This is a genomic window from Exiguobacterium sp. s63, from assembly GCF_018617335.1.
Classification (GTDB): Bacteria; Bacillota; Bacilli; order Exiguobacteriales; family Exiguobacteriaceae; genus Exiguobacterium.
This window is the reverse complement of record NZ_JACSKB010000001.1, coordinates 388,166-409,674: the sequence shown is the minus strand read 5'-3', so window position 1 is coordinate 409,674 and position 21,509 is coordinate 388,166. Positions and strand designations below refer to the sequence as shown.

23 protein-coding genes are annotated in these 21,509 nt (G+C 47.1%); 22 read left to right on the top strand and 1 reads right to left on the bottom strand.

Annotation, left to right across the window (positions count from 1 at the left end; all coding sequences use genetic code 11):
- Positions 1–74: 74 nt before the first annotated feature.
- The 22 genes from rarD (at position 75) to KNO90_RS02065 (ending at position 20,395) form a co-directional block, all read left to right on the top strand.
- Positions 75–953, top strand: a complete 879-nt coding sequence (rarD, locus tag KNO90_RS02170) for an EamA family transporter RarD (protein ID WP_215112918.1) — start codon at positions 75–77, stop codon at positions 951–953.
- 79 nt (positions 954–1,032) lie between these two features.
- Entirely contained in the window at positions 1,033–1,698 is a 666-nt protein-coding gene (gene deoC, locus KNO90_RS02165; RefSeq protein WP_214741243.1) for a deoxyribose-phosphate aldolase, read from the top strand.
- A 74-nt stretch (positions 1,699–1,772) separates the two neighbouring features.
- On the top strand, positions 1,773–1,967 hold the full coding sequence (rpsU, locus tag KNO90_RS02160) for a 30S ribosomal protein S21 (protein ID WP_029334745.1): 195 nt from the start codon (positions 1,773–1,775) through the stop codon (positions 1,965–1,967).
- 33 nt (positions 1,968–2,000) lie between these two features.
- The gene (locus KNO90_RS02155; protein ID WP_074036596.1) at positions 2,001–2,450 is read left to right on the top strand and encodes a GatB/YqeY domain-containing protein; all 450 of its coding nucleotides are present in this window, start codon (positions 2,001–2,003) and stop codon (positions 2,448–2,450) included.
- Between the two features lie 105 nt (positions 2,451–2,555).
- On the top strand, positions 2,556–3,095 hold the full coding sequence (locus KNO90_RS02150; protein ID WP_251127303.1) for an NfeD family protein: 540 nt from the start codon (positions 2,556–2,558) through the stop codon (positions 3,093–3,095).
- Positions 3,092–4,078, top strand: coding sequence for a flotillin-like protein FloA (floA, locus tag KNO90_RS02145; RefSeq protein ID WP_214741237.1), 987 nt, complete (start codon positions 3,092–3,094; stop codon positions 4,076–4,078). Before KNO90_RS02150 ends, floA begins: the two co-directional genes overlap by 4 nt.
- Before the next feature lie 5 nt (positions 4,079–4,083).
- Entirely contained in the window at positions 4,084–4,503 is a 420-nt protein-coding gene (locus KNO90_RS02140; protein ID WP_214775093.1) for a hypothetical protein, read from the top strand.
- Positions 4,504–4,623: 120 nt separating this feature from the next.
- Positions 4,624–5,595: a PhoH family protein gene (locus KNO90_RS02135; protein ID WP_012726651.1), complete on the top strand. Its 972-nt coding sequence runs from the start codon at positions 4,624–4,626 to the stop codon at positions 5,593–5,595.
- Between the two features lie 42 nt (positions 5,596–5,637).
- Positions 5,638–7,725 carry an HD family phosphohydrolase gene (locus KNO90_RS02130; RefSeq protein WP_215112917.1) on the top strand — a complete coding sequence of 696 codons (2,088 nt, stop codon included), beginning with the start codon at positions 5,638–5,640 and terminating at the stop codon, positions 7,723–7,725.
- Complete coding sequence (ybeY, locus tag KNO90_RS02125) at positions 7,703–8,179, top strand: rRNA maturation RNase YbeY (RefSeq protein WP_074036606.1); 477 nt, start codon at positions 7,703–7,705, stop codon at positions 8,177–8,179. Before KNO90_RS02130 ends, ybeY begins: the two co-directional genes overlap by 23 nt.
- The gene (locus KNO90_RS02120; RefSeq protein ID WP_214741229.1) at positions 8,176–8,523 is read left to right on the top strand and encodes a diacylglycerol kinase family protein; all 348 of its coding nucleotides are present in this window, start codon (positions 8,176–8,178) and stop codon (positions 8,521–8,523) included. Before ybeY ends, KNO90_RS02120 begins: the two co-directional genes overlap by 4 nt.
- Positions 8,524–8,553: 30 nt before the next feature.
- On the top strand, positions 8,554–9,462 hold the full coding sequence (gene era / locus KNO90_RS02115) for a GTPase Era (RefSeq protein WP_214741228.1): 909 nt from the start codon (positions 8,554–8,556) through the stop codon (positions 9,460–9,462).
- A 3-nt stretch (positions 9,463–9,465) separates the two neighbouring features.
- Positions 9,466–10,215 (top strand): DNA repair protein RecO, encoded by a 750-nt coding sequence (gene recO / locus KNO90_RS02110; protein WP_215112916.1) that lies wholly within the window; start codon positions 9,466–9,468, stop codon positions 10,213–10,215.
- A 294-nt stretch (positions 10,216–10,509) separates the two neighbouring features.
- Positions 10,510–11,403, top strand: coding sequence for a glycine--tRNA ligase subunit alpha (gene glyQ / locus KNO90_RS02105; RefSeq protein ID WP_214775361.1), 894 nt, complete (start codon positions 10,510–10,512; stop codon positions 11,401–11,403).
- Positions 11,396–13,450: a glycine--tRNA ligase subunit beta gene (glyS, locus tag KNO90_RS02100; protein ID WP_215112915.1), complete on the top strand. Its 2,055-nt coding sequence runs from the start codon at positions 11,396–11,398 to the stop codon at positions 13,448–13,450. The genes glyQ and glyS overlap by 8 nt, the downstream gene beginning before the upstream one ends.
- A 21-nt stretch (positions 13,451–13,471) precedes the next feature.
- A complete protein-coding gene (gene ccpN, locus KNO90_RS02095; protein ID WP_214741222.1) occupies positions 13,472–14,101 on the top strand; it encodes a transcriptional regulator CcpN in 630 nt (209 codons plus the stop codon).
- Positions 14,088–14,930 carry a pyruvate, water dikinase regulatory protein gene (locus tag KNO90_RS02090; protein WP_215112914.1) on the top strand — a complete coding sequence of 281 codons (843 nt, stop codon included), beginning with the start codon at positions 14,088–14,090 and terminating at the stop codon, positions 14,928–14,930. Before ccpN ends, KNO90_RS02090 begins: the two co-directional genes overlap by 14 nt.
- 127 nt (positions 14,931–15,057) lie before the next feature.
- Positions 15,058–16,869, top strand: coding sequence for a DNA primase (gene dnaG, locus KNO90_RS02085; protein ID WP_214741218.1), 1,812 nt, complete (start codon positions 15,058–15,060; stop codon positions 16,867–16,869).
- Between the two features lie 35 nt (positions 16,870–16,904).
- A complete protein-coding gene (rpoD, locus tag KNO90_RS02080) occupies positions 16,905–17,999 on the top strand; it encodes an RNA polymerase sigma factor RpoD (RefSeq protein ID WP_012726640.1) in 1,095 nt (364 codons plus the stop codon).
- A gap of 132 nt (positions 18,000–18,131) precedes the next feature.
- A complete protein-coding gene (gene cccA, locus KNO90_RS02075; RefSeq protein WP_214741216.1) occupies positions 18,132–18,470 on the top strand; it encodes a cytochrome c550 in 339 nt (112 codons plus the stop codon).
- 96 nt (positions 18,471–18,566) lie between these two features.
- Positions 18,567–19,283: a tRNA (adenine(22)-N(1))-methyltransferase gene (locus tag KNO90_RS02070; protein WP_215112913.1), complete on the top strand. Its 717-nt coding sequence runs from the start codon at positions 18,567–18,569 to the stop codon at positions 19,281–19,283.
- Positions 19,283–20,395: a Nif3-like dinuclear metal center hexameric protein gene (locus tag KNO90_RS02065; RefSeq protein ID WP_215112912.1), complete on the top strand. Its 1,113-nt coding sequence runs from the start codon at positions 19,283–19,285 to the stop codon at positions 20,393–20,395. Before KNO90_RS02070 ends, KNO90_RS02065 begins: the two co-directional genes overlap by 1 nt.
- Before the next feature lie 42 nt (positions 20,396–20,437).
- Here KNO90_RS02065 and KNO90_RS02060 read toward each other — a convergent pair whose 3' ends face one another.
- A complete protein-coding gene (locus KNO90_RS02060) occupies positions 20,438–21,391 on the bottom strand; it encodes a 4-hydroxy-3-methylbut-2-enyl diphosphate reductase (protein WP_214741205.1) in 954 nt (317 codons plus the stop codon).
- Positions 21,392–21,509 lie beyond the last annotated feature (118 nt).

The window sequence follows — 21,509 nt, the reverse complement described above, 5'->3', positions numbered from 1 at the left end:
TGAGACAAAAGTCTTGTATCGGGAGTCTTTCATCGACTAAAATGTCTTTAACTTGTAAGAGAGCGGGTGAACGTGTGAATAAGGGAGTATGGACGACAATCGGGGCCTACGTCATGTGGGGCGTCCTTCCGATTTATTGGAAATTTTTACAAGAGGTGCCGAGTGGTCAAATCTTGGCGCATCGAATCGTTTGGTCCTTTTTATTTATTTTGCTCGTCCTAAGATGGACAAATCAGTGGAAAGAATTCGGTTACGCTCTTCGACACCGTGCTACGCGAAACGCGTTCATGTTAAACGGGTTCATTGTCAGTACAAACTGGTTTGTCTACATATGGGCTGTTAATCACGGCTATATTATTGAGGCGTCTCTCGGGTACTACATCAATCCCCTTGTCAGTATGGTGTTAGGGGTGCTTGTCTTTCGGGAATCATTAAATCGAGTCCAATGGATGGCCGTTGGAATTGCGTCAATCGGCGTCCTCGTCTTGACGTTAGGGTATGGTACGTTCCCATGGATTTCATTCGTCTTGGCGAGTACGTTCGGGTTTTATGGGATGGTGAAGAAGCGCCGTCCCCTTGCTTCAACGGTCAGCCTAGGAATCGAAACGCTAGCGGTGGTCCCGGTGGCATTGCTCTTCCTCGGGAATCAAATTGTCACAGACAAAATTGCCTTGGACCTCTCGCCGGTGATTTGGGTGGCGCTTCTCGGAACAGGCGTGGTGACGGCACTTCCACTATTGTTGTTTGGTTACGGAGCTCAGCACATCCCGTTCACGCTTGTCGGGTTTCTTCAATTTATCGCACCGACACTTAGCTTGATCATCGGGGTCGTCATGTACCATGAACCGTTCACGTCATATCATGTCTTTGCCTTCACCTGCATTTGGCTCGCTATTTTCTTCTTTAGTTGGAACAGTTGGGTCGTCGCCCGTAAACGTCGACAGTTGATTTGAATGTGAAAGCTGTTACATCTCGAAAAAACATGGTAATATGTTAGATGTCAGACTTATTTGTCAGAGGAGGAAATGAATAATGGAATTAGCCCGTTATATCGACCACACAGCTTTAAAAGCTGAAACAACAAAAGATCAAGTTACAACACTTTGTGCAGAAGCGCTCGAATATAAATTCGCAAGCGTTTGTGTCAACCCGACATGGGTCAAGTATGCTGCAGAACAACTCAAGTCAGATGATGATGTCAAAGTATGTACAGTCATCGGTTTCCCACTTGGAGCTAACACGCCTGAAGTAAAAGCGTTCGAAACAAAAGATGCGATTGCTAATGGTGCAGATGAAGTAGACATGGTCATCAACATCGCAGCACTCAAAGATGGCGACTACGACCTCGTAGAGCGTGACATCCGTGCGGTTGTCGAAGCGGCAAACGGTACACTCGTCAAAGTCATTTTTGAAACATGCATGCTCACAAAAGAAGAAATCAAAAAAGCTGCCGAACTTTCAGTGAAAGCTGGAGCAGACTTCGTCAAAACATCGACTGGTTTCTCAACAGGTGGCGCGACAGTCGAAGACATTCGTCTCATGCGCGAGACGGTCGGACCTGACATCGGCGTAAAAGCTTCAGGTGGTGTCCGTGACTTCGAAGGTGCGAAAGCGATGATCGATGCTGGTGCGACACGCATCGGGGCATCAGCTGGTATCGCAATCGTCACTGGCGGTCGTTCAGACAGCGACTATTAATAAGTGGTTGACCACACGACTTAATTTCACTATAATATGATATGACGTGTGAAACACGTTTCCTTAGTCGTGTAATTCGGAGGGAGGGAAAACTAGTGGAAACTCGTGTCCGTAAAAACGAATCGCTTGAAGACGCTCTTCGTCGTTTCAAACGCGGTGTTTCGAAAGATGGCACACTTGCCGAAGTTCGTAAACGTCGTCACTACGAAAAGCCAAGCGTAAAACGTAAATTGAAATCAGAAGCTGCGCGTAAGCGTAAGAAATTCTGATTCCAGTTTCATTTGTAGAGAGGGTGTTGGCTCATGAGTCTTCAAGAACGCTTGACGGACGACATGAAGCAAGCCATGCGCGCGAAACAAAAGGATCGTCTTACGACGATCCGGATGGTCAAAGCGTCGCTCCAAAATGAGGCTATCAAACTAGGTCGTCAAGATCTTACCGAGGAAGAGGAACTCACGGTGCTCAACCGAGAGATGAAACAGCGCAGAGACTCCCTCCGAGAATTCGAAAGCGCTGGTCGTGAAGACCTTGCTTCCAAAGTAGCAGAAGAGATTGTCGTCCTAGAAGCCTATATGCCTGAACAACTTTCAGAAGATGAAGTGACCGCCATCGTCCAAGCAGCTATTGCCCAGACGAACGCAGCCGCTCCATCAGATATGGGTAAGGTAATGGGCGTCGTCATGCCGCAAGTTAAAGGCAAGGCAGACGGTGGTCTTGTGAACCGAATCGTCAAACAACAATTGACGAATTGATGAGAAAGTAGAAACTTTTCGGGAGACCGAAAGTTTCTACTTTTTTTGCGTATTCTGAAACCACATTCATTCTCGTTTCGTATACACTAGAGATAGGAGATAGCTTTGAATTTGGAAGGGGGTAGCAAGACGATGACATTTGGTCTCGGAGTGATTCTGACTGTCTTTTTTGTCGGAGTCGTCCTTCTTGGAATTGAAGTGTTCGTAGCAGGGTTTGGATTGTTCGGTTTGCTCGGGATTGGTGCAGTCGTTGCCAGTTTGATTATGGCAGGTGCGACAATCGGACAGTTATGGCTCTCGCTTGGTTTGGCGGCTGCCGTACTCACAGGTCTAGGATTTTGGGCGTATCGCCGTTTGAGTACGAATCGACCGCTCATTTATAAAGGGCTGATTTTGACGGACTCGACATCGACTGAAAAAGGTTACTTGTCCCACGAGGATCGAAAACAGCTTCTTGGGAAGATAGGTGTCACCTTGACACCACTTCGCCCGGCCGGAACTGCCGAAATCGATGGTGAACGACTTGACGTCGTGACAGAAGGTGGCTATCTCGATCAGCATACAAAAATTCAGGTATATAAAGTGGATTCAGGACGGATTGTCGTTCGAACCTTTATAGAACCGAAGGAGGATGTAACAGAATGACACCAGAAATATTGACAACGTTACTCATTACAGGTGGAGGATTAATTGCGCTTGCTGTGTTCTTCACGTTTGTACCGGTCGGACTATGGATCAGTTCGTTTGCGGCAGGAGTCCATGTATCCATCTTCACATTAATCGGGATGCGCCTACGTCGCGTCATTCCTTCAAAAATTGTGAACCCGTTGATTAAAGCGGTTAAAGCAGGAATTGAGTTAAATACGAACCAATTAGAAAGTCACTTCTTGGCGGGTGGTAACGTAGACCGCGTCGTGAATGCATTGATTGCGGCTCACCGTGCGAATATTGAGTTGTCGTTCGAACGGGCCGCTGCCATTGACTTGGCTGGTCGTAACGTACTCGAGGCCGTACAGATGTCTGTTAACCCGAAAGTCATTGAGACACCATTCATCGCAGGTGTGGCAATGGACGGGATTGAAGTGAAAGCGAAAGCTCGGATCACGGTTCGTGCAAACATTGACCGCCTCGTCGGTGGTGCGGGGGAAGAAACGATTATCGCACGTGTCGGGGAAGGGGTCGTTTCAACGATTGGTTCACAAAACAATCATAAGCACGTGTTAGAAAATCCTGATATGATTTCACGTACTGTCCTTACAAAAGGGTTAGATTCAGGAACAGCATTTGAAATTCTTTCGATCGATATTGCCGACATCGATATCGGTAAGAACATCGGTGCGGTCCTTCAAACAGACCAAGCAGAAGCGGATAAGAAAATCGCCCAAGCGAAGGCGGAAGAGCGCCGTGCGATGGCGATTGCCCGCGAACAAGAAATGAAATCTTCTGTAGAAGAAATGCGTGCAAAAGTAGTCGGAGCCGAAGCTGAAGTTCCGCTCGCTATGGCAGAAGCGTTGCGAAACGGAAAACTTGGTGTCATGGACTACGTGAATTATTTGAACGTACAAGCAGATACCGAGATGAGAAAAGCAATCGGGGCACCTGTTGATTCTGATTCAGATAGTGAGTGATTGATATGGATGGACTTTGGGTACTCTTGTTAGCCGCCTTCGGAATCGCCTCTGCTGTGATGAAGCGGCTCGAAAAGTCATCGTCCTCTGGAGACCGTCCTCAAAGCAGTGAGCTGAAACGCTATTTGGATTCGGTAGGGGACGTCATGAAGGAGATTGAAACGGCATTTGATGACTCGGACGAAAAACCGGCACCCCAAAAGGTGAGACGTCGAGTCGCTCGAACGGTAGAAGAACGACCGGCTCCACGTGAACGTCAAGTCGAGATGCCGAAAGTGAGCGCACAATTCGAACAAGCGGTTAAAATTCCACCGATTCAACAGGAAAAGAAACCGAGACAACTGAACGTTTCACAAAAACGAATGCGAGAAGCTGTCATTTGGAGTGAGGTACTACAACCTCCCATCTCGAAACGGAAGAAGTGAACGGAAGGCAGTAACGTCATGTTACTGCCTTTTGCGCGTGGAAATTACACGGTCTTTCTTTCACGATAGGCGTGATAGTGCTAAAGTAAAAGAGGAATATCCGATTTTAATGAGGGGGCAATGCATCCATTGATTATGACTGATAAAATACCATTCGTCATGGAACATGCGAACGAGGCACAAGCTTTACTCGGACCGAAAGATGAAGTGTTCCAGGCGATTGAAACAGAATTGAAAGTGGCACTCATCCCAAGGGGTGAGGAGTTGATTATTCAAGCTGACACACTTGAGGCTCTTGAATTAACGAAACAAGTGATCATCACCTTGCAGACGTTAGTGAAGAAAGGTGCCCGGCTAAATGAAAGTGATGCCATCAGCGTCATCCAGCACATTCAAGTCGGAAAGGGAGATGAACTGCTCGAACATTATGAACGAGTCGTTTTCACGACGAATAAGGGGAAACCGATCCGTGCCAAGACAGTAGGGCAGAGTCGGTATGTTCGTGCGATTGAACGACGTGATCTCGTCTTTGGGATTGGACCGGCCGGAACAGGGAAAACGTACCTGGCTGTCGTGCTTGCGGCACGCGCCTTGAAAGAGGGGCAAGTCAAACGGATCATCTTGACGCGTCCTGCCGTTGAAGCGGGAGAGAACCTTGGATTTTTACCGGGAGATCTAAAAGAAAAAGTGGATCCCTATCTCCGCCCATTGTATGATGCTCTATTTGATGTGTATGGGGTGGAACAGACGAACCGTTTGTTAGAACGAGGTACGATTGAAGTGGCTCCGCTCGCTTATATGCGTGGACGAACGTTGGAAGATGCGTTCGTCATCTTGGATGAAGCGCAGAATACAACAAAAGAACAGATGAAGATGTTTTTGACGCGACTCGGTTTTGGATCGAAAATGGTGGTCACAGGGGATTTGACCCAAGTCGATTTACCGAAAGGCAAGGCATCGGGGTTGCAGGAAGCATTACACTTGTTAGAGGGTGTGGATGGTATTCACTTTGAACACTTCAGTGCGTCTGACGTCGTCCGTCATCCGCTCGTCAAGAAAATCATCAACGCCTATAGTACGGACCTCACTTAAATGTACGGGTGAGGTCGCCAGATCGTGAAAGGGGGGGCACGAATGCAGCAAGCTAAAAACTGGACAGTCGCGACCATCTCGTTGATTTTCTTTCTCTTATTAGGTGCCATTCTATACTTTACCGTGCGCCCATCCATCATCAGTGTGGAACCGCTCGGGATTGCCGAACAGGATATCCGGTCTCCGATCACGGTTGAGGACCGTGTTGCGACAGAACGATTGAAACAAGAAGTAACAAATGGTGTCGGCAGTCAATTCTCATTGAGAAAAGAATTTGCAGACCAACAAATCGCTAAAGTCGAGCAATTGTTTGCAGCGTTCGACAAGACAGATGACGACACGGAACTAGCGGACATTAAAAACCGTCTAAATTCCACAGAGGCGAACGGGGTACTCGCTGATGAGGAATTGAACTCGCTTCTTGAAGCGAGTGAAGATACGCGTCAAACGGTCGAGGACGTGACTGTGACCGCATTACAGCAAGTGATGGATAATCGGATTGAAACGAGCAATGAGGCCGTCGCGGCAGCGCGAGACCGTGCCGCTGCCATTATCGACCAATCACCTCTCTCGTTCGAATTTCGAGCGATCTCAAAGACGTTGAGTGATGAGCTCATCGTTCCGAACTACGTGTTCGATTCTGAAGCAACACGTCAAAAAGAGCAGGAAGCCGTGGATGCAGTTGACCCGGTAATCATTCAGGAGGGGCAGCTCCTCGTCAGTCAGGGAGAGGTTGTCACGCGGGAAACGTACCGGAAGCTTGAATTATCAGGCGCCATTGACCCGAACCGCTCTCTCGCTCCATTATTTGGATCGTTTTTACTAAGTGCCTTATTAACAGGCGGTTTTTTATTCATGCTGATTCGCTCGAAGATTAAAGATTTGTTGCTAAGTCCAAAAATCTTAGTGACGGTGTATGGGTTATTGCTGTTACAACTTGGCATCTTCTTTGGGGTCGGGTACATCGGCGTCGACTATACGACATATGCCTATATCTTGGCGCCAACCGCATTTGTCGTCTTACTCTTACGCATTTTGATTGATGAGCGAGTCGCTCTCGCTTCAGCTTTCATCACAATGATTGCCGGGAGTATCGTCGTCACATTCGGGCAAAGCACAAATTTCATGACGTTGGTATACGTTGCGACAGGTAGTTTTTTAGCCGTCTTTTTGGTTGAACCGAAAATTCAGCGAAAGCGTTTATTCTTGTCGGGCGTGTTTCTCGGTCTCGTCAACATCATCATGGTGATTGCCTTACTCTTACTACGGAACGTGCAAGTTTCTTGGGAAATGGCGATGTATCTTTCAGGATTTGCCGTCATCAGCGCCCTATTGTCGATTGTTTTGACATTTGGTTTCTTACCCTTCTTAGAACCATGGTTCGGCGTCCTATCATCTGGTCGACTTGTTGAATTGATGAGCCCGACCCATCCATTGTTACGTAAGCTTTTGATGGAGGCACCCGGTACGTATCACCATAGTATGATGGTGGCGAACTTGGCAGAGTCCGCATGTGAGGCGATTGGCGCAGATGGTCTCCTCGCGCGTGTCGCGAGCTATTATCATGATCTAGGAAAGACGGAGCGTCCGCTTCATTTCATCGAAAATCAGCAAGGTGGAGGGAATCCTCATGATCGCCTGACACCTGAAGAATCGGCGGATATCATTATGGCCCATCCTTATGATGGGGCCGATTTGTTGCGACGGTATAAATTGCCGAAAGAAATCATCGATATCGCCGAGCAACATCACGGGACGTCTCTATTAAAATATTTCTTCGTGAAAGCGAAAGAAGAACACGAAAAAGATGTAGTCGAGTCTCGCTTCCGTTATCCTGGACCGAAGCCACAAACTCGTGAAGCAGCGGTCGTCATGATTGTCGACTCGATTGAAGCGGCCGTCCGTTCACAGAAACAACCGACACCCGAGAAGATTCGAATGCTCGTTCGCGCCATCATTCGAGATAAGTTGGCGGATGGTCAGTTTGAAGACTGTGAATTGACGACACGAGAAATTTGGCGCGTCGGTGAAAGTGCCTGTGAGACGTTGACCGGATTATTTCATGAACGAATCGAATACCCAGAATTAAAGAAAGAGGGAGAACTACATGCAAATCATCTCGAACGATGAACATGAATTGTTAACAACATCTCAAATCGAACTCGTCGAGTCGATTCTACAACACGCCGCACAGTTAGAAGAGGTGGAAGAACCAAGTGAACTGTCGGTCACGTATTTGACGAATGCCGAAATTCATGAGGTAAACCGGGAGTGGCGAGGCAAAGACGCACCGACCGATGTCATCAGCTTTGCATTTGATGAGATGGGGGATGACGAGATGGATTTCATGCTCGATGAAGATGAACCACATCTTCTCGGTGATTTAGTCATCTCAGTCGAACGTTGTCGGGAGCAGGCGGCTGACTATGGTCATTCGTTTGAGCGGGAGCTTGGCTTTTTAGCAATCCACGGATTCCTTCATCTTCTTGGGTATGATCATATGACACCTGAGGAAGAAGCGGAAATGACCGCGAGACAAGAGGAAGTGCTCACTCACTTCGAATTGAAGAGAGGCAACGTGTGAAACCGTTCCGTGTAGCATGTGTCGGCTTGTTCCATGCCATTCGAACAGAACGAAATATGCGACTACATCTCATATCAGCGTTACTCGTTTTCGTCTTTGCAATATGGCTACAAACGACTCGAATCGAGAATGTCATCTTACTGATATGGGTCGTTGCCATCATCAGTTTAGAGATGATGAACACTGCGATTGAACGAACGGTCGATCTCGTGACAAAGGACGTCCATCCCCTTGCGAAGCAAGCGAAAGATGTAGCCGCGGGGTCCGTATTGGTCGCTTCCGCAGGTGCTGCCGTAACGGCACTCATAATATTCGGTCCTCGGCTATGGAACATGCTATACTAATAGTTCTGAAATGGAGAAAGCAGGTGCACTATGTATCAAGAAGATTTTAAATCTGGATTCGTGTCGATCATCGGCCGACCGAACGTCGGAAAGTCGACATTCCTCAACCGTGTGATCGGGCAAAAGATTGCCATCATGTCGGATAAACCTCAAACGACTCGAAATAAAGTACAAGGTGTGTACACGACGGATGATTCTCAAATCATCTTCATCGATACACCAGGGATTCATAAGCCGAAGCATCGTCTCGGCGATTTCATGATGAAAGTGGCGACGAACGCTCTTCGCGAGGTCGATGCCATTCTATTCATGGTGAACGTGACAGAGCCACGTGGTGCCGGTGATGACTTTATCATCGAGAAATTGAAAGGCCTTGATACACCGATCATCCTCGTCATGAATAAAATCGATTTGATTCATCCGGATGAACTTCCAAAGGTGATTGAACAATATACGAATGAACTGGATTTTGCGGCATATGTCCCGATTTCTGCGTTACAAGGGAATAATGTCGATCCACTCTTAGGTGAGATCAAGAAATTGTTGCCTGAGGGACCGATGTATTACCCAGCTGATCAAGTGACGGACCACCCGGAACGATTCATCATCTCGGAGATGATTCGTGAGAAGGTACTGCATAAGACACGCGATGAAGTGCCGCACTCGATTGCTGTAGCCATTGAATCGATCAAGAAACGTGAGAACTCTGAGATGATTGATGTCGAAGCCGTCATCATGGTGGAACGTGATTCGCAAAAAGGAATCATCATCGGGAAAAAAGGTGCTATGCTTCGTGAAATCGGAACGGATGCCCGACAAGATATCGAGGCCCTTCTCGGTACGAAAGTCTATTTAAATCTGTGGGTGAAAGTACAGAAAGACTGGCGTAACAAAATGGGTCAGCTCCGTGACCTTGGTTTCCGCGACGACGAGTATTAAGCCATGTTACAAAAAGTCACGGGAATTGTCATTCGCACCGTTAATTATGGGGAATCGAATAAAGTCGTGACATTGTTTACAGAGGAACTTGGCAAAGTCGCGATGATGGCGCGAGGCGCAAAGAAACCAGGCAGTCGGTTTCATGCCTCGAGTCAGCCGTTCGTGGAAGGTGTCTACATCTTTCCATTCAGCCGTGGGCTCGCGCAATTGAAATCGTCCGATGTCGTCACGTCATACCCGGAGATCCGGAAAGATGTGGAACGGATGGCGTATGCGATGTATTGGTTGGAACTCGTTGACCGTTCTGTCGAAGATCGTGTCCAAAACCGTCCACTGTTTCGGATTTTACAGGATGCACTCCAAGCATTAAATGCAGGAATGGATGCCGATGTAATCACCCATCATTTTGAATTAAGGATGTTACATCTGTTAGGGGTGTCTCCTGTATTGACTGGATGTGTCCGATGTGGCGATGTGACAGATCCTATGTACTTCTCTGTCACATCAGGTGGTTTTTTATGTGCGAAACATCAAGAAGAAGGTGCCGTTCGATTGTCAGAGCGCCTTGCGAAATTGCTCTATCTGATGAGTAAACACGAATTATCAGAGTTTCGGAATGTACCATTGTCTGATGAGTCCAGACTTCTCTTACGACAGCTCTTTGATGCGTATATGGAATCATACAGTGGACTGCGATTAAAGACGAAGCGAGTACTCGACCAAATGATTCGACTTCATCTGAATGAGGATTGACTTTTTTAGGTGAATCCGATACGATGAGTTACGATTAGACAAATGAAATAGCGTGCGCGATGAAGGAAAAAAGTAACTCTTCCTGTCATGAATGAAGCGAGTCCGGGTTGGTGTGAGCCGGGCGTCATGAGAAGAGTGAATGGCGATTCCAGAGCGCCCACATCTTTTAAGAGTGGCCCCATTATAGGGGCAAGTAGGGTGGAACCGCGGGAATCAATCCCGTCCCTATGTGCTAGGCACATAGGGGCGTTTTTTGTCGTTTCAATACTATTGGAGGTGTCATTAATGAAGCACATGACTATGCAAGAGATCATTCTCACGCTACAAAACTTTTGGGCGTCAAAAGGCTGCTTGACGATGCAAGCGTACGATGTAGAAAAAGGAGCCGGGACGTTGAACCCGATGACTACATTAAGAACACTAGGTCCGGAACCATGGAATGTTTGTTATACAGAGCCATCACGTCGACCGGCTGACGGTCGTTACGGGGAAAACCCGAACCGTCTATATCAACACCATCAGTTCCAGGTGATCATGAAGCCGTCACCGAGTAATATTCAGGAGTTGTACTTAGAGAGTCTTGAATTGATTGGTATCAATCCGCTCGAGCATGATATCCGTTTCGTCGAAGACAACTGGGAAAACCCGACGTTCGGAGCAGCGGGTCTCGGTTGGGAAGTTTGGTTGAACGGAATGGAGATCACACAGTTCACGTACTTCCAACAAGTCGGTGGAATTGAGTGTGACCCGATTGCCGTGGAAATCACATACGGACTTGAACGTCTCGCTTCCTATATTCAGGAAGTAGAAAGTGTATTCGACCTTGTTTGGACAGATGGATTCAAATACGGCGACATCTTCTATCAACCTGAATTTGAACATTCGAAATATACGTTCGAACTGTCTGATGTTGATATGTTGTTCACGTTATTTGATACGTATGAGAAAGAAGCGAAACGTGCGCTTGAAGAAAACCTTGTCTTCCCTGCATACGACTACATTTTAAAATGTTCGCATACGTTCAACTTGTTGGACGCAAAAGGCGCTATTTCTGTGACAGAACGTACAGGGTTTATCCAACGTGTCCGAAATATGTCACGTGCGTGTGCCGCTAAATTTATTGAAGAACGGGAACGCCTTGGTTTCCCACTTTTGAAACAAGAGAAAGCAGGTGACTTGAATGCGTGACCTTTTGTTAGAGATTGGATTAGAGGAACTACCAGCTCAATATGTCTTACGTTCAGAGAAACAGCTGGCGGAACGTGTTGATGCGTTTTTAAAAGAGGCGCGTGTTGATTTTGGCTCAATCGAAGTGTACTCGACACCACGCCGTTTGGCTGTCATCGTTCGTGATGTAGCCGAAACACAACAAGACTTGACAGAAACCCTTCGTGGACCGGCCAAGAAGATTGCGCAAGATGCGGAAGGCAACTGGTCAAAGGCGGCGCAAGGTTTTGCTCGCGGTCGTGGACTCACGGTAGAGGACCTTTATTTCGCAGAAGAAAAGGGAGTCGAGTACGTCTTCGCAGAGCGTCATGAAAAAGGACAAGAAACAGTTTCGTTATTAAACGGACTTGAAGACGTAGTCCGTAGCATGACGTTCCCGAAAAATATGAAGTGGGGAACGAGCAGTTTACGGTATATGCGCCCGATTCGTTGGTTGATCGCCCTCTTTGGTCAAGACATCATCGACTTCACAATCGAAGGCGTGAAAACGAATAATGTGACACGAGGTCATCGCTTCCTCAGTAAAGGAGACTTTGTCGTCAACTCATCTGGTGAATACGTAGAAGCACTAGAAGCTGCCTTCGTCATGGCAAACTACGAGACGCGTAAAGCCGAAATCGAACGTCAAATTCAAGAGCTTGCCGCGAAACAAGGATGGACGATTCCACTTGATGCTGACTTGTTAGAAGAAGTAACAAACTTAGTTGAGTGGCCGACTGCACTCTTTGGTGAGTTTGATGAGACATATCTGGATTTACCGGAAGAGGTACTCATCACGACGATGAAAGAGCACCAACGCTATTTCCCGGTCTATATCGATGGTACGTTAAAAAATTATTTCGTTACCGTTCGAAATGGGAATGCCGACCATCTTGAGAATGTCGCACGCGGGAATGAAAAAGTCATTCGTGCGCGTCTTGCGGATGCCGTGTTCTTCTATGAAGAGGACAAAAAGACGAAGATTGATGATCAGCTCGGTCGTCTTGACCGCATCGTCTTCCATGAAAAATTGGGAACGACTGGAGCAAAAACGCGTCGTGTAACAGAAATCGCGAAGTCGCTTGCGCCGTTATTTAAAGCTGACCTCGAAAAAGTAAATCGTGCTGGTGCGATTCATAAGTTTGACCTCGTCAGTCAAATGGTATATGAGTTTACAGAACTTCAAGGCATCATGGGTGAAAAGTATGCGCTTCAGCAAGGTGAGGACAAGGAAGTCGCGGCTGCAATCCGTGAACACTATATGCCACGCTTCGCAGGAGATGCCTCTCCCGAAACGGCGACAGGTGCTGTGCTCGCCCTTTCTGACAAACTGGACTCGATTGCCGCATTCTTTGGTATCGGTATGATTCCGAGTGGTTCACAAGACCCGTTCGCGCTTCGTCGCCAGGCCCAAGGTGTCGTTCAAATTCTTGGGGATTGGAAGATCGACCTATCAATCGACAAACTTCTTTCAAAAGTTGTCGAATTGCAACTAGAAGCAGGACTCTATGAAGCCGATAAAGAACAAGTTAAAGCACAACTTGATGAATTCTTCAAACTACGCTTGAAATATCGCCTACAAGAGCAACAGGTTCGTTATGATGTGATTGATGCTGTATTGACAACAACGCTTACGGTCGATCGTTTGGATGCTCGTGCCCACGCGATTCAAGACTTTGTATCGAACGATGCGAAAGCGTTGATTGAACAGTTATCACGTGTCGTCAACATCTCGAAAAAAGGTGAATTGGGTGACGTCGACCCTGCCTTGTTTGAGAATGATCAAGAAGTTGCGTTACACGAAGCAATAGAACAAATAGCTTCTGAAACGATGAAGGCCGTTCAAACGGGTGATTACAACAAAGCGTTACAACTTCTTCAAACGCTCGAAACACCGATTATGATGTATTTCGAACATACAATGGTCATGAGTGAGGACGAGGCCATTCGCCAAAATCGTCTCCATGAAATGAACCGACTTGCAACGACGATTAAGAGTGTCGCAGACTTCAACGCGCTCGTACTCTAAACAAACTAGAGGGGGTTGGCTATGCAACTGAATGAACGCCAACAAAAAATCGTTGAAATTGTGAAGGAAAATGGACCGATTACAGGGGAGCACATCGCTCAAGAGTTGTCGTTGACGCGTGCGACCCTACGGCCAGACCTTGCCATTTTGACGATGACAGGAATACTTGAAGCTAGACCTCGTGTCGGCTACACGTTCGTTGGCAAACGAAATTCGTCGATGCTCCGAGAAAAACTTGATTCACTTACCGTAGGAGATTTTATGTCTTCTGCGAAAGTCGTCCGAGATGAGATGACGGTATATGATGCGATTGTCACGTTATTCTTAGAAGATGTGGGATCTTTATTCGTTGTCGGGCGTGACCGAGAGTTGGTCGGGGTACTTTCTCGGAAAGATCTCCTTCGTGCGGCCATTGGGAATCAAGACTTAGATCAATTACCAGTTAACGTCATCATGACCCGTATGCCAAACATTACGGTATGTGAGAAATCCGAAACGTTGATTCGTGCTGGTATGAAATTGATTGAGAAACAAATCGATGCCATGCCCGTCGTGGAAGAAAAAGATGGGAAACTGATTGTGCTTGGACGAATGACGAAGACTAATATGACGAAGGTGCTCATTGCGTTAGCGAACGATGAGTCGATCTGAGGAGGAAACTGAATTGACTACGAAACAACTCGTGTTCGTTGTAAGTGACTCGGTCGGGGAAACTTGTGAACTCGTCGTCCGTGCAGCGAGTATCCAATTCCATGAGAATGCGATTGAAACCCTTCGCATCCCGTTCGTCGAAGATGAGCAGACGATTATCGATGTCGTCACGCAAGCGAAGGCGCAGCACGCGATTATTGCATTCACACTCGTCAATGAAGAGCATCGCGCCCTTCTGATGCGACTCGGTGATGAGCATCACGTCAAGACAGTTGATCTACTCGGCGATTTACTCGACGTATTATCCGGACAGCTGAAAGAAGCGCCTCGTGAAAAGCCGGGTCTCATCTATCGATTGGATGACGATTATTTCCGGAAAATCGAGGCGATGGAATTTGCCGTTAAATACGATGATGGTCGAGACCCACGAGGGTTGAAGAAAGCCGACATCGTACTCGTCGGTGTGTCACGAACATCAAAGACGCCGCTATCACAATATTTGGCACTAAAACGATATAAGGTCGCGAACGTGCCACTTGTCCCGGAATCACGACCTCCTGAGGAATTATTTGATTTACCTGCAGAACGGTGTGTCGGACTAATCATCTCTCCAGAAAAATTGATTTCGATTCGAATGGAGCGCCTCAAGTCACTTGGGTTAAAACCGGAAGCCGATTATGCACAGCTCGAGCGAATCAATCGCGAACTCGAGTATGCACGTGGGATTTATGAACGAATCGGTTGTGATGTGATTGATGTGACGAATAAAGCCGTCGAAGAGACAGCGGGTATTATTTTACGACATCTTGAGCAATCGAGAGACGACTGAATCGAGTAAGTGTTTCAAATAGTAATCATTGCCTCAAGAGGGTATAATAGAGTATTGACAGTACAGTGAAACGGAACGTGATCAGCGTTCCGTTTCGTTGCGAGATTGGAAACAGGGAGTGGTCAAGATGCCACGTATACCAGATGAAGTCATCGCAGAAGTGAAGCAAGCGACTGATATCGTTGAACTGATTGGTGAACGAGTCGAACTGAAGAAACAGGGACATCGTCTCGTTGGATTGTGTCCGTTTCATTCTGAAAACTCACCGTCCTTTTCCGTTTCACCCGAAAAGGGAATGTATCACTGTTTCGGTTGCGGTGCCGGAGGGAATGTGTTTACATTCGTGATGGAAACAGAGGGCTTGTCCTTTCCTGAGACAGTCGAGCGCCTCGCCACACGTGCGAATATTTCAGTAGATGGTATTCAAGGCGACGAGGAATTGACGCGTGAACAAGTTTGGCGTAAACAGATGCGGGATGCGCATCGGCTTGTCGCTGACCTGTATCACGAAGTGTTGATGAAAACGGAGGCTGGCGAAGTAGGCTTATCGTACTTGCGAAATCGGGATCTGTCTGAAGATACGATGGCGCAATACAAAATTGGATTTGCCCCAGACCAACGACGCTTTACTGTCGAGTTGTTGGAGCGGCGCGGGTTTGATTTAGAAGTGATGGTTGAAGCGGGTTTGATTTCAAAGTCGAAGTCCGGTGAATATTTTGACCGATTTGAAGGACGGGTCGTCTTTCCGATTGCGGATCGAGACGGCACCATCGTTGGCTTCAGTGGACGCGCGATTGATGACAGACAACCTAAATACGTGAATACGGCTGAAACGCCATTATTCAATAAGAGTGAATTATTATTTGGATTCTCTCAAGCCCGGGCGACGATGCGTAAGAAAAAACGTGTCTTCCTCGTGGAAGGGAACGTGGACGTGTTACAAGTTGCTCAAGCCGGAACTCAAGAGGTCGTGGCCTCACTTGGTACTGCGTTCTCCCCACAACACGCAAGGGCCTTATCCCGAATCGTAGAAGAGGTGATCATCTGCTATGACGGGGACCATGCGGGACAAGAGGCGACACAAAAAGTCATTCGTTTATTAGAGACATCCCCACTAGATGTTCAAGTTTTACCATTACCCGAAAAGACGGACCCGGATGATTATATTCGGCAACACGGGGCTACTCATTGGCAACAATTTGTCGAGACGGAGCAGTTGAGCATTCTTGATTTTATGAACCGGATGCATCGGCGAGGAAAAAACTTGAACCGAGAAGGAGAACGCATTCGCTTTATTGAATCTATGCTTGAAGAGATCGGCAAGACAAATGATTCGATTCGAAGAGATTTATACGTGAAAAAATTGTCGGATGAGTTTGACATTCCACTAGAGACGCTTCGTTCGAGAATTCCTCGTCCGACGTCAAGCGAATCAACTCCCGCCCGTGCGATGGAACCTGTGGAGCCGATACGAAAACGTTCGAGTAAAACAGGTGAGCCTCGTTGGATGAAAGCAGAGAAGTACTTGTTACGTGCGATGTTGACGGGGCCGGAACAAGTTCGTTTTGTACGTGACCGTTTGGGTCTTGGTTATCAGGATGAAACTCATCGTATGTTGAGCTCGGCATTATATGAAATCGTGTCCGACACGATGACGCAAGATGAATTTGATCAAGTTACGCTACCGTTTATGGAGCGTTATTGCGATCAACGCCCCGACTATGCGATGCGCTTTGCGGAGATTCGACTGATGGCTGGACCGGATGAACTGTCTGAAGAGGTTTTAGACGAATACATTCGGGTCATAAACAGTTATGAGGAGCAACGTCAAATTGAGCGTGCAAAAAGGGAAATCGCTCAAGACGCCGAAAGTATTGTAGACCAGGCGTCCAAGCTACAAGAATTGATTGCCCGTAGTCGTCGTCTTCGAGAACGATGATCGTGGATGAAGTTTGGAAGGAGTTGAACTGCTAAATGGCAGAGAAGAAGAAAGAGGATTTATTTAACGCCATAGAAGAGCTTGAGAAATTAGGTAAGAAAAAAGGCGTCGTCTCAATGCAAGCAATCCAAGATCGCCTCAGTCACTTTGAGGTGGATTCGGATTTCATCGATAACTTCATCGAAGATTTAGAAGCGAAAGATATCCGTGTCACAGAGGATGCGGCGGACGCAGAAGAAACACCTGCGAAAAAAGAAGATGAAGAAGTCGATTTAAATGATTTATCGGTACCCCCAGGTATTAAAATCAACGATCCGGTTCGCATGTATTTGAAAGAAATCGGACGCGTCGATCTTCTCAGTGCAAAAGACGAGACAGAGCTCGCTAAACGAATCGAACAAGGGGATGAAGAAGCGAAGAAGCGTCTCGCAGAAGCGAACCTACGTCTTGTCGTTTCGATTGCGAAACGTTATGTCGGACGTGGAATGCTTTTCCTTGATTTGATTCAAGAAGGGAACATGGGACTCATCAAAGCGGTCGAAAAATTCGACTACATGAAAGGGTTCAAATTCTCGACATACGCCACATGGTGGATCCGTCAGGCTATTACACGTGCGATTGCCGACCAAGCTCGTACAATTCGGATTCCGGTGCACATGGTCGAAACGATTAACAAGCTCATTCGTGTGCAGCGCCAATTGCTTCAAGATCTCGGCCGTGAACCATCTCCTGAAGAGATTGCCAAAGAGATGGAACTCACACCTGAAAAAGTGCGTGAGATTTTGAAGATTGCCCAAGAACCTGTATCTCTTGAAACACCAATTGGAGAAGAGGACGATTCACATCTCGGTGATTTCATCGAAGACCAAGATGCGATGGCACCACAAGATGCGGCAGCTTACGAATTGTTGAAAGAACAATTAGAAGACGTATTGGACACGTTGACGGACCGCGAGGAAAATGTCCTCCGTCTCCGTTTCGGCTTAGACGATGGCCGTACACGCACACTAGAAGAAGTAGGAAAAGTGTTCGGCGTCACCCGTGAACGGATTCGTCAAATCGAGGCGAAAGCCCTCCGGAAATTACGTCATCCAAGTCGTTCGAAACGCTTGAAAGACTTCCTCGATTAAGTTCATATTTGAATAAAGTGTGAAGTTTTAGAAGAAAGGGAGGAAAATGAGTGATTTTCCTTCCTTCTTTATTATTTTTTGAGTAAAATAGTGTTGGATAGAAATTTGGAATGAACATGAGGGGGAACTACAATGCGTAATCCATTGTTACCGTTTGCGGCAATCGCAATCGTCGCAATTATTGCCATGGTATCATTATCGTATTTTGGGGTGAATCAGGCGCAACAAGCGGCTGAAGGTCCATCAGTCACTGAAATGAATCCAGAAGAATTGTATGCAGCGAAAGGTTGCACAGGTTGCCACGGCGGAAACCTTGAGGGTGGCGTCGGTCCTGCACTTACTGGTGTTGGTGAACGCCTTTCAGCTGAAGAAATCGCAAACATCGCTGTAAACGGTAAAGGTGCAATGCCAGCAGGTCTTGCAACGGCTGAAGAAGCAGAAGTACTTGCGAACTGGTTGATTGAACAATAAGCTGTGACGCACTCCATGACGGGGTGCGTTTTTTGTTGTCGAAGTGTGGAGAATTCGATACGCTAAGGAAGAAGTAGAACAAAGGAGTTGTCTTGTATGCAAGAACGTGTCATGTTAGACCGCCGATTAAAGCAGGTCGTTGATTATATCCCTAAAGGAAGCGTGCTCGCTGATATCGGATCAGACCATGCGTATGTCCCATGCTATGCCTATCAACATGGAATCATTGAGAAGGGGATTGCAGGTGAAGTAAATGTCGGACCGATGGAGGCCGCAAAAGCTCAAGTTGACTTGATTGGGGCACGTGATGTCATCGACGTGCGTCTTGGCGACGGACTAGCCGTACTAGGCGAGGATGAAGCGACATGTATCTCGATTTGTGGAATGGGAGGCAGCTTGATTCGGTCCATTCTCGAAGCAGGAAAAGAAAAGCTTGGTGCAGTGGAGCGACTCATTCTTCAACCGAATGTCGATGGACAACATGTGCGAAGCTGGTTATTAGCGAACGGCTATGTCCTTGTCGAAGAATCAATTGTCGAAGAAAATGATAAGGTTTATGAGATTCTCGTTGGTGAAAAAGGGTCGGAAACCATCTATAGTGAAGAACCAAACGAACAATCGTGGCAACTCTTATTCGGTCCGTATTTGGTGCAGGAGCGGTCCGATGCGTTCAAGCTAAAATGGAGCAGAGAAGCCGATAAGTTGGATTACGTACTTGGTCAAATGGCGGAAGGGAATCAGTCAGATGCCTTAATTCAAAAACAAGATGAGTTCAAACGGATGCGTGACAAGATGAGAGAGGTGAGTCAATAATGGCGAACGGAAATCATGTGATCCAGTTGTTTGAAGAATTTGCACCGAAACATTTAGCAGTCGAAGGAGATAAGATCGGGTTGCAAATTGGGTCGCTGAATAAAGACGTCAAACGAATCATGGTGACGCTCGATGTGCTTGAATCGGTCGTGGATGAAGCGATTGAGAAAAAGGTGGATTTGATTATCGCCCATCATCCGCCTATCTTTAGTCCGTTATCTCAGGTGAATGACCGCTCGACGGCAGGGAAAATCGCGATGAAATGTATTCAGCATGATATCGCGGTCTACGTGGCGCATACGAACCTAGATGTCTGTGAGGGTGGCGTGAATGATTGGATGAGTGAAGCAATCGGATTGCACGACATAAACGTACTCGTTCCGACGTATGAAGAACCGGTTTATAAATTATCCGTATTTGTTCCGGAGTCACATGCAGAAGACGTGTCACGTGCATTAGGTAAAGCTGGCGCCGGACACATCGGAGACTATGCGGATTGTCAGTTCCGTGTTGCTGGCACGGGACAGTTCACTCCGCTTGAAGGAACGACACCGTTCATTGGAAGACCGCATGAAACAGAACAAGTGAGCGAAGTGAGAATCGAGACGGTCGTTCGAGAGAGTCAGAAAAAGCGAGTTTTACGAGCGATGCAAGATGCTCATCCGTATGAAGAAGTAGCATACGACTTGATTCGAGATGAGATAGAAGGGCACGTATTTGGGTTAGGGCGAATCGGACGTCTAGAACAACCTATTACGCTTGAACAGTTTGCTGCGCTTGTGAAGACATCTTTCAATGTCGAGGGCGTACGCGTCGTTGGAAATCCGGAACGGTTGATTGAGAAAGTGGCGGTCCTTGGCGGAGACGGGAATAAGTATGTATCGACTGCTCACTTTAAAGGTGCGGATGCCTACGTGACAGGGGACCTATACTTCCACGTGGCGCATGATGCGATGGCGTTAGGACTTGCCGTTGTCGATCCGGGTCATCATGTCGAAAGTGTGATGAAGCAAGGGGTCATCGATGTGCTCTCAAGAAAGTTTGAACAGGCGAAAATCGATGTCGACTTGCTCATTTCAGAGGCGAATACGAACCCGTTCCAGTTCAGATGACACGTAAAAATCCCCCATCCTCTAAGAGGATGGGGGATTGCTTCACTTACGCAATGCTTTTACTTTCGGCAAGATGCTCCGAAGTTCAAGGAACGGTGTTTTATCGTGAGTACTCAAATCATTCGGGTCATACTGTGACAAGAAGTCGATGACTTTTTTCGTGATCGGAGTTGGTGTGGATGCACCGGATGTCACGGCAACAGTCTCTACACCTTCGAGCCAGTTCAAGTCGAGCTCGCTCAAGTCACCGATGCGATATGCATTCGTTCCGGCAATCTCCTTTGAAACTTGTGCCAGGCGATTCGAGTTGTTTGATTTAGGGTCGCCGACGACGATCAACAATTCGCAGTCGCCTGCTTGTTCAGCGACAGCTTCTTGTCTGACCTGTGTCGCATTACAGATTTCATTATGCACTTCCACGTGTGGGTAACGAGCCTGAATCGTTTCTATCAATGCGGAGACGTCCCATTGACTCATCGTCGTCTGGTTCGTCACGAGAATTTTCCGGTCAAACAACCGGCTCGGCAATTGGTCGATTTCGTGTTCGTATTGAATTAAATGGACGTGGTCCGGTGCGACCCCGATCGCCCCTTCAGGCTCAGGATGCCCATGTTTTCCGATATAGATGACATCATATCCTTCTGCCGTTTTTTCACGAATTAAATCGTGAGTCACAAGGACGTCTGGACAAGACGCATCGACAATCGTCAATCCTTTTTCAATCGCCCGTTTCCGAACGAGTGGTGAGATTCCGTGTGCCGTGAAGACGACCGTTCCACGGTCGATCGTTTCGAGCGCTTGCATGCGATCTTCTCCATCCACAGTTTTGACACCAAGATCCTCAAACGCCTGCGTAACGTGACGGTTGTGGACAATCATTCCAAGTATATGAATCGGGCGTGGCAAATCTGGATTTGCGACTGCCTCATTTGCAAGTTTCATGGCATCGACGACACCATAACAATATCCGCGAGGACTAATTTTTTTAACTTTCATATGAAGACGAAGGCTCCTTTCGAAGTGCTTTCATACATATTAGTCTAACATTGTTTCGAAAATACGAAAAGATTTGCGTGTATTCATGCTATAATTTTTAGGTTAGAGAGGAGGGACG

Bases quoted from the DNA above. Each gene is read 5' to 3' on its own strand.
- ybeY (WP_074036606.1), top strand. From the start codon at position 7,703: ATGCAAATCATCTCGAACGATGAACATGAATTGTTAACAACATCTCAA.
- ccpN (WP_214741222.1), top strand. From the start codon at position 13,472: ATGCAACTGAATGAACGCCAACAAAAAATCGTTGAAATTGTGAAGGAA.
- KNO90_RS02140 (WP_214775093.1), top strand. From the start codon at position 4,084: ATGGATGGACTTTGGGTACTCTTGTTAGCCGCCTTCGGAATCGCCTCT.
- floA (WP_214741237.1), top strand. From the start codon at position 3,092: ATGACACCAGAAATATTGACAACGTTACTCATTACAGGTGGAGGATTA.
- KNO90_RS02060 (WP_214741205.1), bottom strand. From the start codon at position 21,391: ATGAAAGTTAAAAAAATTAGTCCTCGCGGATATTGTTATGGTGTCGTC.
- cccA (WP_214741216.1), top strand. From the start codon at position 18,132: ATGCGTAATCCATTGTTACCGTTTGCGGCAATCGCAATCGTCGCAATT.
- KNO90_RS02155 (WP_074036596.1), top strand. From the start codon at position 2,001: ATGAGTCTTCAAGAACGCTTGACGGACGACATGAAGCAAGCCATGCGC.
- KNO90_RS02090 (WP_215112914.1), top strand. From the start codon at position 14,088: ATGAGTCGATCTGAGGAGGAAACTGAATTGACTACGAAACAACTCGTG.
- KNO90_RS02065 (WP_215112912.1), top strand. From the start codon at position 19,283: ATGGCGAACGGAAATCATGTGATCCAGTTGTTTGAAGAATTTGCACCG.
- KNO90_RS02130 (WP_215112917.1), top strand. From the start codon at position 5,638: ATGCAGCAAGCTAAAAACTGGACAGTCGCGACCATCTCGTTGATTTTC.
- dnaG (WP_214741218.1), top strand. From the start codon at position 15,058: ATGCCACGTATACCAGATGAAGTCATCGCAGAAGTGAAGCAAGCGACT.
- glyS (WP_215112915.1), top strand. From the start codon at position 11,396: ATGCGTGACCTTTTGTTAGAGATTGGATTAGAGGAACTACCAGCTCAA.
- KNO90_RS02135 (WP_012726651.1), top strand. From the start codon at position 4,624: ATGCATCCATTGATTATGACTGATAAAATACCATTCGTCATGGAACAT.
- glyQ (WP_214775361.1), top strand. From the start codon at position 10,510: ATGACTATGCAAGAGATCATTCTCACGCTACAAAACTTTTGGGCGTCA.
- deoC (WP_214741243.1), top strand. From the start codon at position 1,033: ATGGAATTAGCCCGTTATATCGACCACACAGCTTTAAAAGCTGAAACA.
- recO (WP_215112916.1), top strand. From the start codon at position 9,466: ATGTTACAAAAAGTCACGGGAATTGTCATTCGCACCGTTAATTATGGG.
- KNO90_RS02070 (WP_215112913.1), top strand. From the start codon at position 18,567: ATGCAAGAACGTGTCATGTTAGACCGCCGATTAAAGCAGGTCGTTGAT.
- era (WP_214741228.1), top strand. From the start codon at position 8,554: ATGTATCAAGAAGATTTTAAATCTGGATTCGTGTCGATCATCGGCCGA.
- rpoD (WP_012726640.1), top strand. From the start codon at position 16,905: ATGGCAGAGAAGAAGAAAGAGGATTTATTTAACGCCATAGAAGAGCTT.